Origin of the sequence: Echinimonas agarilytica (assembly GCF_023703465.1) — a bacterium.
GTDB lineage: Bacteria > Pseudomonadota > Gammaproteobacteria > Enterobacterales > Neiellaceae > Echinimonas > Echinimonas agarilytica.
Genome location: NZ_JAMQGP010000001.1, coordinates 690,989 through 706,650, shown reverse-complemented (window position 1 = coordinate 706,650; position 15,662 = coordinate 690,989). Strand labels below are relative to the sequence as shown.

The following is a 15,662-nucleotide window of genomic DNA, read 5'->3' as shown; positions in this document are numbered from 1 at the left end:
CATTCGAGATGCCAAACCATTGATATGACATCTCGAATTAGAAAGGATGGAGTTGGCCGATAAGCCGGGTTCTGTCGTGGATAATCATTCGTCTAGGCCAGCAATCGCTCGCTGGCTCAAGCAGCCTACCCGCCCCCAAACGCGGGCCGCGTCCTTAGGGGCCTATTTGGCCTTGCTCCGGGTGGAGTTTACCTTGCCACAAACTGTTGCCAGTTGTGCGGTGCGCTCTTACCGCACCCTTTCAGCCTTACCTGTTCACTTGCGTGCCATCGGCGGTTTACTCTCTGCTGCACTTGTCGTGAGCTTTCGCTCCCCAGGTGTTACCTGGCACCCTGCCCTTTGGAGCCCGGACTTTCCTCCCCTTCACCGAAGTGAAGCAGCGATTACCTGGCCAACTCCGCGGCGGATTTTACACGGGTCGACGAGTAAACCCAACCGATATCGGCTTTAAGCGCAGATTTAATCCATCATAGCTTTGTAAACAGCGTTCTTTTTTACATTAAATGTTTCAGAGGCAATTGCTGCGGCTTGCTTCGGAGGCATCAATGGTTTGAGCTTAATGGCAAGCTCCAAGGCATGTTCAAATCCAGCATCGGTTGACTCACTGGTACCACTGAGCATAATCACCATTTCGCCTTTTTGGCGCTCTGGCGCCTGCTTAAACCAGTCGATGATCTCAGCAGCCGTGCCACTAATAAAGGTTTCAAAGCGCTTGGTGAGTTCCTTGGCCACTACGATATGGCGATCGTGCCCCATAATTTCAGCCATCGACTCAAGCGTATCAAATACTCGGCGCGGTGATTCATAAAATAGCATTGTTCGAGTTTCATGTTTGAGCGCTTCTAGCTTCTCTTTACGACCTGATGCCTTGGCGGGTAAAAAACCTTCAAAGCAAAAGCGATCCGTCGGCAGGCCAGCGGCACATAATGCAGTAGTGGCAGCGCACGGCCCCGGCAATGGAACGACCTGACATCCAGCGTGTCGAAGTGCATTCACAAGCGGGTAACCGGGGTCTGAAATCAATGGTGTACCTGCATCAGACACCAAAGCAATCGACTCGCCTTTTTGAAGCAAATCCACAAATTGAGAGGAGCGCTGGTTTTCATTATGCAAATGCAGCGAAATACAGCGTGTTTTTATGCCAAAATGGTTAAGTAAATGACGAGTATGGCGCGTATCTTCGGCTGCAATCACGTCAACCTCAGCTAACACCTCTAGTGCTCTTGCGCTAATATCACCTAAGTTACCGATAGGTGTTGGTACAATAAAAAGAATGCCGCTCATAGTTCCGGTTTGTGTACTGGTGATCAGCGGTTTAATATACACCACATTATGCTTTGAGCCTCGATTTTTAAGGAGTGGCTGTGCAACGAACTGGATTCGGATCTGCTTTTTTCAGCGTTATTTTGGCGTGCGTGTTACTAGTAGCTTGTTCAAGCTCTAATAAACCTACCCAAGCAGAACTTAATAGTATTAGCTCGCCACAACAGTGGTTGACGCTTTCAGAACAAGCCAGCGAACCTGAAAAGAGTGAGTACAGGCTCAATGCCGTTCGCTTGTTTATCCGCAACGGACGAATAGATACCGCTCAGCAGGTATTGAACGGTACTCGCCCGACAACGCCCAACTCGCAACAAGAGTGGCACTTGTTACGCGCGCAGGTCTACCTCAGCCAAGGAGACATGACTGCGGCCAAACACGAATTTGAGCGAGTTTCTCAAAACCCTGTGCATGCAAAAATAGCGAATGAATATTACGCCCTTGAAGCAGCCCTTTATCAATCTGAACATCACTATTGGCTCGCAGCTCAATCGTTGTCTCAACAGTTCCCTTTTGCATCCGACAAGCAACAAGCAGGATTGCAAACTCAACTTTGGCAAGCGTTCGACAAAGCGCCAGAAACTGACACAGCCATTTTAAATGACGGCTCGCGCAACGCTGATTTTGATGGCTGGGTCTCGCTTTATAGAATTCTTACGGCAAAAGGTGAACTTGAAACAGTGATTGCGCAGCTTCAAAGCTGGCAGCGACAATATCGAGGACACCCAGGCATATCGATGCTTCCTAGAAACTTAGATTCAGTATTGGCTGACAGCGGCTCTATGCCAGAGTCTATTGCAGTTATTTTGCCACTTAGCGGTAAATTTCAATCACAGGGGTTATCCATCCGCAACGGCATGCTTCATGCCATTCTGAAAGACTACGAAAATAAAACTCAAGTTCGCTTTTATGACAGCGGCCGCAACTCAATCGAATCGATTTACACTGAAATTCAGACCAATGAGCACGATATGATCGTCGGCCCATTACTAAAGAGTAATGTACAAACACTCATAGAGCTTTCCGATCATCAAACTCCGATATTAGCGTTAAACCAAATCGAATCTGGCGTTACGCAAGAAAATGTCAGTTCATTTGCATTGTCGCCCGAACAGGAAGCGCGAAACACCGTCGAGTTCTTGCGCGCCGCTCAAGTCAAGCATCCATTACTGTTGCAGTCCTCGGGCTCTAGCTACCAGCGTATTGGCCGCACATTTGAGCAAGAATGGCGAGCTCTAGACGAGGCCTCCGAAGCAGTGTCTGAAACGCCACAACTAAGCGTCGAGACCATGGGTGCCAGCAATTCTATGCAGAAACAAATGCAACGAATTATGGGGATCACCAGCTCAGAGACCCGCGCTCGGCAACTGGCATCTACTCTGGGTTTGAAACTTGAAAGCGAGCCTCGCAGTCGAGCCGACATCGATGCTATCTATGTGGTCGCAAGTTCACAACAAGCACGCTTATTAAAATCCTTTGTGGATGTCACCGTAAGTCCATTCGCTGCACCGGTAAAAGTAGTTGTCGGGCCGCGATCACACTCCGGCCCACACAGTGAATTTGAAGGCATTTACGTGGGTGATATCGCGATGATTGCCGACAGCGAAAACGTTGGGCTTGTTCAGCAACTTCGCGAGTTATCCCCGCAGTCTGGCTATTCCGACTTTCGCTTATTTGCTATGGGGAACGATGCGCTTGCGCTACTGCCAACGTTATCGGCACTTCGTCATTTGCCCGGATACACAGTGGACGGTTTGACCGGTGCATTAAGCGTAACGCCCAAAGGCGAAGTGGTGACGCACTTTTATTGGGGCCAATACAATAAAGGCGCACTCACGCCTGTGAACGGTTAATTTTTGAAATCTAAAGGCGATTTTTACGAAAGCCTCGCTTGTCAGCACTTGCAGCAAGCAGGGCTTCGTTTAATGCAGTCTCATTTTAAGGCCGGTCGTTGGGAAGTTGATTTAATCATGAAAGACGGCGCTACACTGGTGTTTGTTGAAGTGAAATATCGACGCAACCATTTATACGGTGGTGCAGCAAATGCACTTTCCCATAGTCAGATCAACCGCCTCAGAGGCGCAGCTAGTTATTATCTGCAATCTCACAAATTAAAAGAATATAAGACACAATGTCGGTTTGATCTTGTTGCTATTACCGGCGAGCCACCTCAACAACATATTGAGTGGCTTAAAAATGCCTTTTAACCAAAGAGGACTCTCATGCTAGAGCGTATCAAAGCAAGTTTTACAGAAAGTATTCAGACCAAAATTGCTGCTGCGGAAGCACTTCCAGAAGCCATTAAAGCCGGCGCTGAGATTATGAGCCAAGCGTTGCTCAATGGAAATAAAATCCTTAGCTGTGGGAATGGCGGTTCTGCTGGCGATGCTCAACATTTCTCGTCTGAGTTACTCAATCGTTTTGAAAAAGAACGGCCCGGCTTGCCTGCTATTGCATTGACGACCGACAGCTCCACAGTGACGTCCATCGCCAATGACTATAGCTATGATGAGATATTCTCTAAACAAGTCCGAGCACTTGGACAGCCTGGAGACGTACTACTGGCCATTTCCACCAGTGGTAACAGCCGCAATGTCATCAAAGCGATGGAAGCGGCTGTAAGTCGTGACATGAAGATTGTTGCCCTCACTGGGCGTGACGGTGGCGAGATGGCTGGATTATTAAGCGAAACAGATGTTGAAGTTCGCGTTCCATCGGATCGCACCGCGCGGATTCAAGAGGTTCATTTATTAGCAATCCATTGCCTATGTGACCTAATTGATAATACTCTATTCCCACATATGGAAGACTAACAAAGAGCCTGGAATGATTCGTAGTATTGTAATGGCAACGTCTCTCACGCTATGTGTGGGAGCTTTGCAAGGGTGCGCAGGCATTGTTATCGCCGGCGCTGCTGGCACTGCAATGGTATTGCACGATCGCCGAGACTTCTCAACTCAAGTGGACGACACCGCACTTGAAATGACCGTCACTCACGCTCTTGCGACGAATGAAGGGCTTAAAAATCAAGCTCGGCTGCGCCTCTTTGCAGTCAACAGAAAGATACTCGCAGTGGGTCAAGTCCCGTCGGATTTTTTAAAGTCAGAAGTGGATCGAATTGTTCGCTCTGAAGATGGCGTAACGCAATTTTACAACGAGTTAGAAATTGCTGAGCCCATCCCTTTCTCCATCCGCTCTCACGATAGCTGGCTTTCAACCAAAGTTAGAACAGCTCTCATCTCCGACGAAGAATTCGACTTTACCCGAGTGAAAATTATCACTGAGAATGGTCGTATTTATTTAATGGGGCTTGTGACCCAAAAAGAAGCAGATATGGCCACGGAAATCACACGAAAAGTAAGCGGAGTGAAAGAAGTAGTGAGGGTTTTTGAGTTGGTGACAGAAGAAGAAAAACAACAGGTGCCTCATTAAAGCACCTGTGTTTAGAATGATTACTTCACGACTCGCAATGTAGGTCGTTTCGGTGGTTTTGGTGTATCGTCATCACCATCACCATCGTCTTCGCTCTCTACTGGCGTCATACCCGATGTGACTTCGGCCAATTCAGGAGATTCGGTCGTCTCTGTAAATTCAGAGAATTCCGCACTGCCCTCTTCTTCAACGTTCAGCATTTCTTGGTAAACAGGCTCTGCTTCAAACACTGTACCGGCACCATTCTCTCGGGCATAGATTGCCTTCACTGCCCACATTGGAATGTAGAGCGCATGAGGGGAACCACCAAAACGAGCAGAGCAAGAAACCACGTCATTGGTCATTTGAAGGCCTGTCACAGCATGAGGCGCAATGTTCAGTACGATCTGACCGTTCTGTACAAACTGCAAAGGCACTTCAACATCTGGCTGCTCGGCATCTACCACCAAGTGGGGTGTCAATTCGTTATCTACCAGCCATTCGTAAAATGCACGAAGCAGGTATGGACGACTTGGGGTCATAGTCATTTTCCCTTTAGCAACCCGATGAAATTATCGAGATTAATGCGAGTGAATTTCACGCTCAGCTTCAGTCATCGACGCTTTAAACGATTCACGTTCAAACAAACGCTTCATGTATTCCTTCAGTTCTTTGCTGCCGCGACCAGACAACTCGATGCCAAGTACAGGCAAACGCCACAATAGAGGCGCAAGGAAGCAATCCGTCAAACTAAACTCTTCACTCATGAAGTAAGGCGTTTCGTTGAAGATTGGCGCAATGGCCAATAAGCTTTCACGCAACTCACGACGCGAATCTTCAACGTTCACACCGGTCACAATGTTGTTGAACAGAGAATACCAGTCATGCTCGATACGATGCATCATTAAGCGGCTACGGCCACGTGCAACAGGATAAACCGGCATCAACGGCGGATGCGGAAAACGCTCATCTAAGTATTCAGTAATAATCTGCGCGCGATACAAGACTAAATCACGGTCGACTAATGTTGGAACACTGGTATAAGGGTTTACTTCAGCAAGCTCTTCAGATTGACCTTCCGGCCCCACATAAATCGCTTCAAAAGTGACTCCCTTTTCAGCAAGTACAATGCGAACCTGGTGACTATACAAGTCATCAGCACTAGAAAACAAAGTCATTACAGAACGTTTGTTGGCAGCTACAGCCATGCGTTCCTCCACAATTTATATCGAACCGAAAACAACAAGGGACCCAACGGCCCCCTGCTATCAAAAAAAAGTGTACAAGTGTTTAGTGTACATCTCGCCAAAACTCTTTCTTCAAGAAGTAAGAAATAATCAACAAGATAAACAAGAACCCTAATACCCAATAACCCATGCGTTGACGCTCGAGTGCAATAGGCTCTGCTGAATACTTCAAGAAGTTCACCAAATCGAGAACTGCTCGGTCGTATTCATCCACGCTCATTTCACCAGAACCGTCCGTTTGAATACCAAGATAAACTTGCTTTTCTTCGCCATCAACGAGACGAGTTTCATAGTGTTTAGTCGGAATCCCTTGAAGCTCTTCCAACACATGCGGCATCCCAACACTTGGGAATACAACGTTATTCACACCAAACGGGCGGGTTTCATCTACATAAAAACCACGTAAATAAGTATAAATCCAGTCAGCTCCGCGAACGCGCGAAACCAAGGTTAAATCTGGCGGAGCAGCTCCAAACCACTTTTCGGCTTGGCTGTCCTCAACTGAATTTTCCATCAGCTCGCCAACTTTAACACCCGTCACCACTAAGTGCTCTTGCATCAACGGAATTGGAATACCTAAGTCGGTCGCAACACGCTCATATCGTTGATATTGAGTGCTATGGCAACCAAAACAATAGTTCATAAACAATTTTGCACCACGCTGCAGAGAAGCTTTATCGCTCAAATCAACATTTGCGTGATCAAGAGGAACACTACTACCTGCTGCCAATGCCATTGACGGCATTAGCAAACTCAGAACTAGAATCAATGACTTCATTTAGTGACCCTCTCTGGTACAGGTTTAGTCTGCTCATTCTTACTGTAGAACCACAGGAGTCCAAAGAATGCGAAGTATCCGAATGTAGTGATCTGAGCCAAAATCGTACGACCTGGTGTTGCTGGAATTGCACCCAACACTCCAAGAATAACGAAACAGATAACAAATTGAGACAGGTTGATTTTGTGCCAAATGCTACGGTATCGAATCGATTTCACTGTGCCACGGTCTAACCAAGGTAATAAGAACAACATCACGATCGCTGCTCCCATTGCTACAACACCTAACAACTTGTCAGGAATTGCACGTAGAATCGCGTAGAACGATGTGAAGTACCAAACTGGCGCAATATGCTCAGGCGTCTTCAGCGGGTTTGCAGCTTCAAAGTTCGGTTTTTCTAAGAAATAACCGCCCATTTCTGGGTTGAAGAAGATCACATAGCAGAACAAGATTAAGAAACCTGCAACACCCATAATATCCTTCACCGTGTAGTACGGGTGGAATGGAATGGCGTCTACAATGTCATACTTGTCATAGCGTGAGTGGAACTTGAATTTGCTCTTCTCTGCTTCTGGCACAGAGCCTTTCGGCTTCTTAATATCGACCCCGTCAGGGTTATTCGACCCCACTTCGTGCAGCGCGATAATATGCAAGAACACCAAGATTACAATAACCAATGGCAGAGCAATCACATGCAAGGCAAAGAAACGATTCAAGGTTGCCCCTGAAATCACGTAGTCACCACGAATCCACAGCGTTAAATCATCACCGATGTATGGAATAGCCCCAAACAACGAGATAATAACCTGAGCCCCCCAGAACGACATTTGCCCCCATGGCAACAGGTAGCCCATAAAGGCTTCAGCCATCAGCACAAGGAAAATCAGCATGCCGAACAACCACAGCAACTCACGAGGTTTCTGATAGGAACCGTACATCATGCCACGGAACATGTGTAAATACACCACGACGAAGAATGCAGAAGCGCCTGTAGAGTGCATATATCGCAACAACCAACCGTAATCGACATCACGCATGATGTATTCGATTGAGGCAAACGCACCTTCGCCTGAAGGGTTGTAGTTCATCGTCAACCAGATGCCCGTGACAATCTGATTAACTAAAACCAACATGGCTAAAGAGCCAAAGAAATACCAGAAGTTAAAGTTCTTAGGTGCAGGATACTGAACAACGTGCTTGTTCATCGCTTCCATGAACGGTAAGCGTTTTTCAATCCACTCCATAATGCCGTTCATTATGCAGCTCCCTCTTCAACACCGACCAAGATCGTCGTTTCTTCAACAAAAGTATACGGCGGAATCACCAAGTTCAATGGTGCAGGTACGCCTTGGAAAACTCGACCTGCCATATCAAACTTAGAGCCGTGACATGGACAAAAGAATCCAGACTTAACGCCTTGAACTTGTTCGCCAAAGCTATCCGGCAAGTAAGTCGGAGAACAACCCAGGTGAGTACACAACCCCACAGCCACGAAAATATCGGGCTTTTGCGAACGAAATTCGTTCTGGCAAGACTCAGGTTGTTGAGGCTCTTCAGAACTTGGATCGCGCAACTGTTCACCGATAGCACTTAACTCATCGAGTGTGTTTTGCGTACGTTTAACAACCCATACAGGCTTTCCGCGCCACTCGACGCGAATTAGCTGGCCAGGTTCCAACTTACTAATATCAACTTCTACCGGTGCTCCAGCCGCTTTGGCTTTTGCACTCGGGTTCCAAGATTGAATGAAGGGTACAGCTGCAAACACAGCTCCCGCTCCACCAACCACAGCCGTAGTTGCCGTCAAAAATCGACGACGACCAGAATCAATAGGCGCATTGCTCATGCATGGATCTCCCGTCAGGACTCCACAGTGAATTATTGTTATCAAGTTGTTTCACGCCACTCCAGCACAAAATTACAGAATGATGAGATCAACTTGTTTGAGAAAATCGCGCCAATGTTATAAAAATAGGGCGCGAAACACAAACTGTGTATTAACAGAATAGACAAAAAAAAGCCCAGCGGAAGCTGGGCTTTCTGTGCCAAATTGCACCAAAACTTAACGTTTTGAGAATTGTGGCTTCTTACGTGCTTTGTGTAGACCAACTTTCTTACGCTCAACTTGACGTGCGTCACGTGTAACGTAGCCGGCTTTACGAAGTGCTGGACGCAAGGTTTCATCGTACTCCATAAGAGCGCGAGTGATACCGTGGCGAATTGCACCCGCTTGACCGCTGATACCACCACCTACAACAGTGATGAACAGGTCAAACTTTTCAGTCAATTCAGTTAACTCTAATGGTTGACGAACAACCATACGAGCTGTTTCACGACCGAAGTAAGTGTCCAAAGAACGCTTATTTACTGTGATGTTGCCAGTACCTGGTTTTGCGAATACTCGAGCCGTAGAGCTCTTACGACGACCAGTACCATAATATTGAGTTTCTGCCATTTTCAGTAACCTTAGATATCTAGAACTTGAGGTTGCTGAGCAGCATGTTGATGCTCAGAGCCCGCATACACTTTAAGCTTGCGGAACATTGCGCGACCCAAAGGACCTTTTGGCAACATACCTTTAACAGCTTTTTCGATTACCATTTCTGGTTTACGTGCAATCAACTTCTCAAAGCTAATTTCACGGATACCACCAGGGAAACCGGTGTGCTTGTAGTACATCTTGTTAGCGGCTTTACGGCCAGTAACAGCTACTTTCTCGCAGTTAACAACAACAATATAGTCGCCTGTGTCAACGTGTGGAGTATATTCAGGTTTGTGCTTGCCGCGAAGACGAGTTGCAATCTCAGTCGCTAAACGACCTAGAGTTTTGCCTTCCGCATCGACAACGTACCAGTCGCGTTGGACTGATTCTGGCTTAGCAGTAAAAGTTTTCATTTAAATTTACCTAAAACAATTCAGTTACATACCAGACTTCCAAGGAAGTCCCTTTAACGGTATCCACCCCTTCGAGTGCATAGTCCGTGTATTGGCATTAGTGGGAGCATGCAACAATCGAGCGCGGATTATATAGAAAAGCGTCGGCAAGATCACCTACTTATGGCAATCTATTGAATATTTTTTAGTCTCATGGCCGATGCGCCAACGCTAAAAACTCCTCGCTCTGCATTTCTTGTAATCGAGATAAACAACGCTTGAATTCAAATTCCAATTGCTTACCGGTGTAAAGATCCGCCAATAACGTTTGAGCTGACACCAATAACTTCACTCGCCGATCGTAGAGTTCGTCTATCAATGCAATAAAGCGACGCGCTGCATCATTTTCGGTATCGCTCATTTGAATCACATTGGTGAGCAGCAAGCTATGAAAGCAGCAGGCAAGTTCAATATAGTCGAGCTGGCTCCGAGCAGACTGACACAACTCAGCAAACTCGAACATCACCACATCATCGGCCAACCAACGGCTTTGGATCGAGCGACCTAGCACCTCAACGGCCTGATCAGAACGACCCGCTTCAGGCGATAGCTGATGAAAACGCTCAATCATCGCCTTATCGGCTTTGGCATCATTGGGCACGTAAGTGCACGGTGCAGCGGTTAGCACCCGTAATCGATAATCAATGCCGCTGTCCACATTCATCACATCACAATGTATGTTGAGCAAATCGATAGCAGGTAAAAATCGCGCGCGTTGCAGTCCATTTTTGTATAAGCCATTTGGCTCAATGTTTGATGTGGCTAAAAGCACAACACCACGACTCATTAATCCTTTGAGTAATTCGGCCATCAACATTGCATCTGTGATGTCAGAGACAAAAAACTCATCCACACACAACACACGAGCACGCTTTGAAAAATCTTCGGCAACAAGCTCCATGGGGTTTGACTGACCACTTAGGCCTTTCAACTTTTCATGCACTTGCTGCATCAAGCGATGAAAATGCAACCGTAACTTTTGTTCAAAAGGTAGAGCCTCAAAAAAGGTATCGACCATGTAGGTTTTACCTCGTCCAACGCCCCCCCACAAATACAAACCTCGAATCGCGCTCGGCGGCGTTTTTTTGAACAATCGAGCCATGATCCCTACGTTCGGAGACGGTGCAATAAGTTGTTGATAAAGTGACTCTAATGCTTGCATCGCCTCTGCTTGGGCGGCATCGGGAGAAAATCCGTTGTGAGTCAAATCATGTTGATACTGTTCAAACGGCGACAAAGGCACGACATGTCATCCTGAGCTGGTACAATGGAAGGAATGGTAACACGCACACATATTTGCTGGCATCTCCAAAAATAAGGTTGATTTCAGGCACGAGTGCACCCATAAAGTTAAAGATGTCGTACAAGACGTCAACTGTTTTTGTAATGAGGAGAGTCAAATGAGTTGGATTCCATTCGCATGCGCTTTTGGTGGATTAATTGTTGGTGTCGTAATCGGGCGACTCTGGTTTGGTGGAAGCGTTCAAGGCAGTGCTGTTGACGTTGAACTTCAAAATACGCGCACTGAATTTGATCGTTACAAAACAGAAGTGGCAGAACACCTCAAAGCAACATCAGAGTTAATGCATTCTGCACAACACAACTACGAGAAGCTCTCCGAGCAACTCCAACTCACAAAGTCATTGCTCACAGATGCGCAACCTGACGATGCAGAAAAGCCAGTAACAACAGCTCCGAAAGCCATTGGTGAATTGCCTCCTCGAGACTATGCAGGTTCTGCACACGGTCTCATGAAGCAAGGTGAATCCGTCAGTTAAATAAAAATTGATGAACTTAACGCATTTGACACCATCTACAAAAATAGCGTACTAGCAAATAAGTTGAGGAAATAATCACTATGAAAATACGCCCACTCGTCAGTGCTTTAGTTTTAAGTGTGTCACTGGCAGCACCGATGACTGCAACCGCAGTTTTACCGGTGAGCGTTGATGGACAATCGCTGCCTTCGCTGGCGCCTATGCTGGAAAACGTGACGCCAGCCGTTGTTAATATTTCTGTTGCAGGCACTCAAACGCAACGTCAACGGGTGCCTGAGATTTTTCGCCAGTTTGGCGCTCCTCCAGAGGCCGTCCGCGAGCGCCCATTTAAGGGGTTAGGCTCTGGCGTCATTATTGACGCAAAAGAAGGCTATGTTCTAACCAATCATCATGTCATTAATGAAGCCGATGAAATTACCGTCACTCTGACCGATGGACGCAGTTTTATGGCAACTAAAATTGGTTCAGATGAAGGCACCGATGTGGCGTTGCTGCAAATCGAATCTGATAATCTGACCGCAATCAAAATGGGCGATTCAGACATCCTCCGCGTGGGTGATTTTGCTGTTGCCATCGGCAACCCATTTGGCTTAGGCCAAACGGTCACTTCAGGCATCGTTGGTGCTCTGGCTCGTTCAAGCCTTAATATCGAAAACTACGAGAACTTTATTCAAACCGATGCTGCAATTAACAGCGGTAATTCCGGTGGTGCCTTGGTCAATTTGAACGGTGAATTAATTGGTATCAATACCGCAATTTACGGCCCCAACGGGGGCAACGTGGGGATTGGTTTTGCTATTCCGGTCAACATGGCGAGCAACGTACTCAAGCAGTTACTTGAGCACGGAGAAGTTCACCGTGGCGTATTGGGGGTTACAGGTCGTGACCTAAATTCTGAAGTTGCCAAAGCAATGGATCTTGAGATTCAGCAAGGTGCGTTTGTGAATCAAGTATTTCCAGATACTGCAGCAGCCGACGCGGGCATTGAAGCGGGAGATGTCATTACCACCATCAATGGTAAAAAGGTCAAATCTTTTGGCCAGCTTCGCGCGCAAATAGGTACCATGGGTGCAGGCGCTGAAATAGAGCTAGGTCTGTTACGAGATGGCAAAAATAAAACCGTTTCGGTGAAGTTAGGTGCTGCGGAAGAGCAAGCATTAAATGCAAAAGATGTGCATTCACGTCTAGCCGGTGCAACTCTTGTGAACGCAAGCGACAACACCAAAGGAGTAGAAATCTCTGAAATAGTGAAAAACTCTCCTGCACAACGCATGGGCTTACGCGCTGATGACATCATTATTGGTGTGAACCGAGTTCGCGTGAAATCAGTCAAAGACCTGAAAGATGCATTGGACGAACAAAAAGGGTCAACTGCGCTGCAAGTCATACGTGGTGACGCTCGAATTTACATTTTCATCCGGTAATCTATTCAAGCAATAATTGATATCATCTGTGATTATGGGCGAGCGCAAACTCGCCCATTTTTGTTGAACCTGTTATTCTTCATGCAGATATAAAATAAGTATTGTTGATTATTCGTGCGCGCTATTAGTTATTTGCTCAAAGCTGCTTCAGGCGGCTTGTTACTCGCTGTGATTCTGCTAATCCTGTTTCCAGGGTTGCGCGGCGGAAATACTATTTTTGAGCAATGGCTACCCAAAATTTCCGCCCAACAATCAGGGCCACTATCGCTGGCTACAGCGGTTCGCAAAGCCTCTCCAGCAGTTGTTAACGTCTACTCTCGCTCGCTGCAACGATCTGGATTATGGAGCAATAAAACAGAACTACGTACAAAAGGCTTAGGCTCAGGCGTGATCATGACCGACAAAGGCCACGTGCTAACTAACTCACACGTCATCCAAAATGCCGACCAAATTTTAGTTGCTCTTCAAGATGGCCGTATTTTCACTGCCAAGTTAATCGGCACCGATGTATTTACCGATCTGGCAGTGTTATACATTGAAGACGAAGATTTGCCCGTGATCCCTCAACAGCAAGAGCACCAAGCTGAAGTGGGTGAGTTAGTGCTCGCTATCGGAAACCCATACAACTTAGGCCAAACAATCACACAAGGCATTATCAGTGCCGCCGGCCGCACCGGCATGGCTTCCACCAATTACCAAGATTTATTGCAAACCGATGCTGCTATTAACCGCGGTAACTCCGGTGGTGCACTGGTGAATAGCGAAGGAACGCTCATTGGTATCAATACCGCAGCGTTCCAAGCCGCCAACGAAAGTGACATTTATGGCATTAGCTTTGCTGTACCTTACCCTCTTGCGCACAAGGTAATGACCAGCATTATTAAACACGGCCGGGTCATTCGTGGTTATTTAGGCATAACCGGTGAGAGTGTGAGTTCGACATTGGCTCGGCAGCTTCGGTTAGGTGAGCGTACCGGCATTCTAGTCACGGGTGTTGAAATGGGAGGCCCTGCAGACCAAGCTGGATTGCTCAAAAATGATGTCATGCTAAAAATTGATGGGCGCAATATTCGAGAAGTAAATTTGGCGCTCGACTCGATTGCAGAAAGCCAACCTGGCGAAGTTGTTGATCTCAGCATTCTCAGAAATGGGCAAATACTCAGTATTCCGGTAGTTGTTACGGAGCCACCGTTGCCGGTGGCTCAGAGTCAACCATAGAGCGAAACTAACCCGCCTTATTCGTTGATACGCTCAACAATAGCACCCACACCTTTGAGCTTGTCTTCAATGTGCTCATAGCCGCGGTCTAGGTGATAGATTCGGTCAACCTTGGTTTGCCCTTGAGCAATCAATCCTGCAATCACTAAGCACGCCGATGCGCGCAAGTCTGTGGCCATCACTTCGGCGCCAGAGAGAGCCGCGCTACCCTTGCTAATTGCAGTATGTCCTTTAAGCTCGATAGAAGCTCCCATGCGTTGTAATTCAGGCACATGCATAAAACGATTCTCAAAGATATTCTCTGTGATCATCGCGGTACCTAATGCCACCGCGTTTAACACGGTAAATTGCGCTTGCATATCGGTTGGAAATGCAGGGTAAGGTGCAGTGGTTATATCCACAGCTGTTAGTTGCCGGTCGCGCTGATCGATTTCAATCCAATCATCGCCAAACTCAATGTGTGAGCCAGCTTCGCGGAGTTTTGCTAACACCGAATCTAACAACCGAGGGTCGGTGTGAGTGCATCGAACTTTGCCTCCACTCACGGCTGCTGCAACCAAGAAAGTACCGGTTTCGATACGGTCGGGTTGCACTGCGTATTCTCCCCCCGAAAGCGATTCAACACCTTCAATCACAATACGATCGGTACCTGCGCCACTCACACTTGCGCCCATTTCATTTAAGAACATTGCAAGGTCAACGACTTCCGGTTCACGTGCTGCATTTTCGATAACAGTGACGCCCTCAGCAAGCGTTGCTGCCATCATCAAATTCTCGGTTCCGGTCACACTCACCATATCCATTTGAATGGTTGCGCCTTTGAGACGGCCATCAACCGTTGCATGAATATAACCTTCTGCAACTTCAATGTCGGCTCCCATCAGCTGCAAACCATGCAAATGCAAATTTACCGGACGTGCACCAATGGCACAGCCTCCTGGCAAAGAGACGCGCGCCTGGCCTTGCCGTGCTAAGATTGGCCCTAACGCCAAAATACTTGCGCGCATGGTTTTCACCAGCTCGTAGGGTGCAACATGGCTAGCGATTTGAGGCATCGACAATGACATAGTGTCCGCATCGCGAGTGATGGTTGACCCAAAACCTGTGAGTAATTTCACAGTGGTAGCAATGTCGTTTAAATCTGGTACATTTCGAATAATGACAGGATCAGTACATAAGATAGAGCCGAATAAGATGGGTAAGGCAGCATTTTTTGCGCCTGAGATTTTTACGTCCCCCATTAAAGGGCCATTACCTGTCACTACTAATTTTTGCATGAATTTTCTCGCTCACTCGATTAAAGCATCATGAGCTTGCGCTCGCGCTGCCATTGAGTAGGTGTATATGTTTTGATGGTAAGCGCATGTAATGAACCGTCTGCAATTTGTGCTTGCAACGGTTGATAAATGGCTTGTTGTGCTTTAACTCGCGACAAGCCGTCGAACATTTCGCCCACTGCAATCACTTTATAATGGCTTCCGTCACTTTCAACGTGACAATCAGTTAAGTCTAGCGACTGCTCAAGCAGTGCTTTTATTTCTGCGGGTTCCAT

Annotated in this window: 18 protein-coding genes and 1 other RNA gene; 7 read left to right on the top strand and 12 right to left on the bottom strand. The window is 47.1% G+C overall.

The features are described 5' to 3' along the window. Window positions 1-44: 44 nt before the first annotated feature. Both rnpB and rsmI read right to left on the bottom strand, forming a co-directional pair. Window positions 45-399, bottom strand: an RNA gene (gene rnpB, locus NAF29_RS03010) — RNase P RNA component class A. 60 nt (window positions 400-459) lie between these two features. Then, entirely contained in the window at window positions 460-1,284 is an 825-nt protein-coding gene (gene rsmI / locus NAF29_RS03005) for a 16S rRNA (cytidine(1402)-2'-O)-methyltransferase (RefSeq protein WP_251260258.1), read from the bottom strand. A gap of 80 nt (window positions 1,285-1,364) precedes the next feature. Here rsmI and NAF29_RS03000 point away from each other — a divergent pair, with 80 nt between their 5' ends. Genes NAF29_RS03000 through NAF29_RS02985 form a run of 4 tightly spaced genes read left to right on the top strand, consistent with a single transcriptional unit; the run spans window position 1,365 to window position 4,752 of the window. Beyond that, the gene (locus NAF29_RS03000) at window positions 1,365-3,173 is read left to right on the top strand and encodes a penicillin-binding protein activator (RefSeq protein WP_251260001.1); all 1,809 of its coding nucleotides are present in this window, start codon (window positions 1,365-1,367) and stop codon (window positions 3,171-3,173) included. Window positions 3,174-3,176: 3 nt separating this feature from the next. Next, window positions 3,177-3,527 carry a YraN family protein gene (locus NAF29_RS02995; protein ID WP_251260000.1) on the top strand — a complete coding sequence of 117 codons (351 nt, stop codon included), beginning with the start codon at window positions 3,177-3,179 and terminating at the stop codon, window positions 3,525-3,527. 15 nt (window positions 3,528-3,542) lie between these two features. Further along, window positions 3,543-4,133, top strand: a complete 591-nt coding sequence (locus NAF29_RS02990) for a phosphoheptose isomerase (protein ID WP_251259999.1) — start codon at window positions 3,543-3,545, stop codon at window positions 4,131-4,133. 13 nt (window positions 4,134-4,146) lie between these two features. Beyond that, complete coding sequence (locus NAF29_RS02985; protein WP_251259998.1) at window positions 4,147-4,752, top strand: BON domain-containing protein; 606 nt, start codon at window positions 4,147-4,149, stop codon at window positions 4,750-4,752. Between the two features lie 20 nt (window positions 4,753-4,772). On the opposite strand, the gene sspB is transcribed toward NAF29_RS02985, so the two are convergent. From sspB to zapE, 8 genes are all read right to left on the bottom strand, one after another. Then, window positions 4,773-5,273 (bottom strand): ClpXP protease specificity-enhancing factor, encoded by a 501-nt coding sequence (gene sspB / locus NAF29_RS02980; RefSeq protein WP_251259997.1) that lies wholly within the window; start codon window positions 5,271-5,273, stop codon window positions 4,773-4,775. 39 nt (window positions 5,274-5,312) lie between these two features. Further along, window positions 5,313-5,939 carry a stringent starvation protein SspA gene (sspA, locus tag NAF29_RS02975; protein ID WP_251259996.1) on the bottom strand — a complete coding sequence of 209 codons (627 nt, stop codon included), beginning with the start codon at window positions 5,937-5,939 and terminating at the stop codon, window positions 5,313-5,315. Between the two features lie 82 nt (window positions 5,940-6,021). After that, complete coding sequence (locus tag NAF29_RS02970) at window positions 6,022-6,756, bottom strand: cytochrome c1 (RefSeq protein ID WP_251259995.1); 735 nt, start codon at window positions 6,754-6,756, stop codon at window positions 6,022-6,024. After that, window positions 6,753-8,012, bottom strand: coding sequence for a cytochrome b (locus NAF29_RS02965; RefSeq protein WP_251259994.1), 1,260 nt, complete (start codon window positions 8,010-8,012; stop codon window positions 6,753-6,755). Before NAF29_RS02965 ends, NAF29_RS02970 begins: the two co-directional genes overlap by 4 nt. Beyond that, window positions 8,012-8,602 carry a ubiquinol-cytochrome c reductase iron-sulfur subunit gene (gene petA / locus NAF29_RS02960; protein WP_251259993.1) on the bottom strand — a complete coding sequence of 197 codons (591 nt, stop codon included), beginning with the start codon at window positions 8,600-8,602 and terminating at the stop codon, window positions 8,012-8,014. Before petA ends, NAF29_RS02965 begins: the two co-directional genes overlap by 1 nt. Window positions 8,603-8,818: 216 nt before the next feature. Beyond that, window positions 8,819-9,211, bottom strand: coding sequence for a 30S ribosomal protein S9 (rpsI, locus tag NAF29_RS02955; protein ID WP_251259992.1), 393 nt, complete (start codon window positions 9,209-9,211; stop codon window positions 8,819-8,821). 11 nt (window positions 9,212-9,222) lie between these two features. Beyond that, on the bottom strand, window positions 9,223-9,651 hold the full coding sequence (rplM, locus tag NAF29_RS02950; protein ID WP_251259991.1) for a 50S ribosomal protein L13: 429 nt from the start codon (window positions 9,649-9,651) through the stop codon (window positions 9,223-9,225). Between the two features lie 190 nt (window positions 9,652-9,841). Next, the gene (zapE, locus tag NAF29_RS02945) at window positions 9,842-10,927 is read right to left on the bottom strand and encodes a cell division protein ZapE (RefSeq protein ID WP_251260257.1); all 1,086 of its coding nucleotides are present in this window, start codon (window positions 10,925-10,927) and stop codon (window positions 9,842-9,844) included. A gap of 163 nt (window positions 10,928-11,090) precedes the next feature. Here zapE and NAF29_RS02940 point away from each other — a divergent pair, with 163 nt between their 5' ends. The 3 genes from NAF29_RS02940 to degS all read left to right on the top strand — a co-directional run bounded on the left by NAF29_RS02940 (window position 11,091) and on the right by degS (window position 14,110). After that, entirely contained in the window at window positions 11,091-11,468 is a 378-nt protein-coding gene (locus tag NAF29_RS02940; RefSeq protein ID WP_251259990.1) for a Z-ring associated ZapG family protein, read from the top strand. Window positions 11,469-11,548: 80 nt separating this feature from the next. Then, entirely contained in the window at window positions 11,549-12,892 is a 1,344-nt protein-coding gene (locus NAF29_RS02935; protein ID WP_251259989.1) for a DegQ family serine endoprotease, read from the top strand. Window positions 12,893-13,006: 114 nt separating this feature from the next. Further along, window positions 13,007-14,110, top strand: coding sequence for an outer membrane-stress sensor serine endopeptidase DegS (gene degS / locus NAF29_RS02930; RefSeq protein ID WP_251259988.1), 1,104 nt, complete (start codon window positions 13,007-13,009; stop codon window positions 14,108-14,110). 17 nt (window positions 14,111-14,127) lie between these two features. On the opposite strand, the gene murA is transcribed toward degS, so the two are convergent. Next, window positions 14,128-15,387: a UDP-N-acetylglucosamine 1-carboxyvinyltransferase gene (gene murA, locus NAF29_RS02925; protein ID WP_251259987.1), complete on the bottom strand. Its 1,260-nt coding sequence runs from the start codon at window positions 15,385-15,387 to the stop codon at window positions 14,128-14,130. 20 nt (window positions 15,388-15,407) lie between these two features. Beyond that, window positions 15,408-15,662: a BolA family protein gene (locus tag NAF29_RS02920; protein WP_251259986.1), complete on the bottom strand. Its 255-nt coding sequence runs from the start codon at window positions 15,660-15,662 to the stop codon at window positions 15,408-15,410.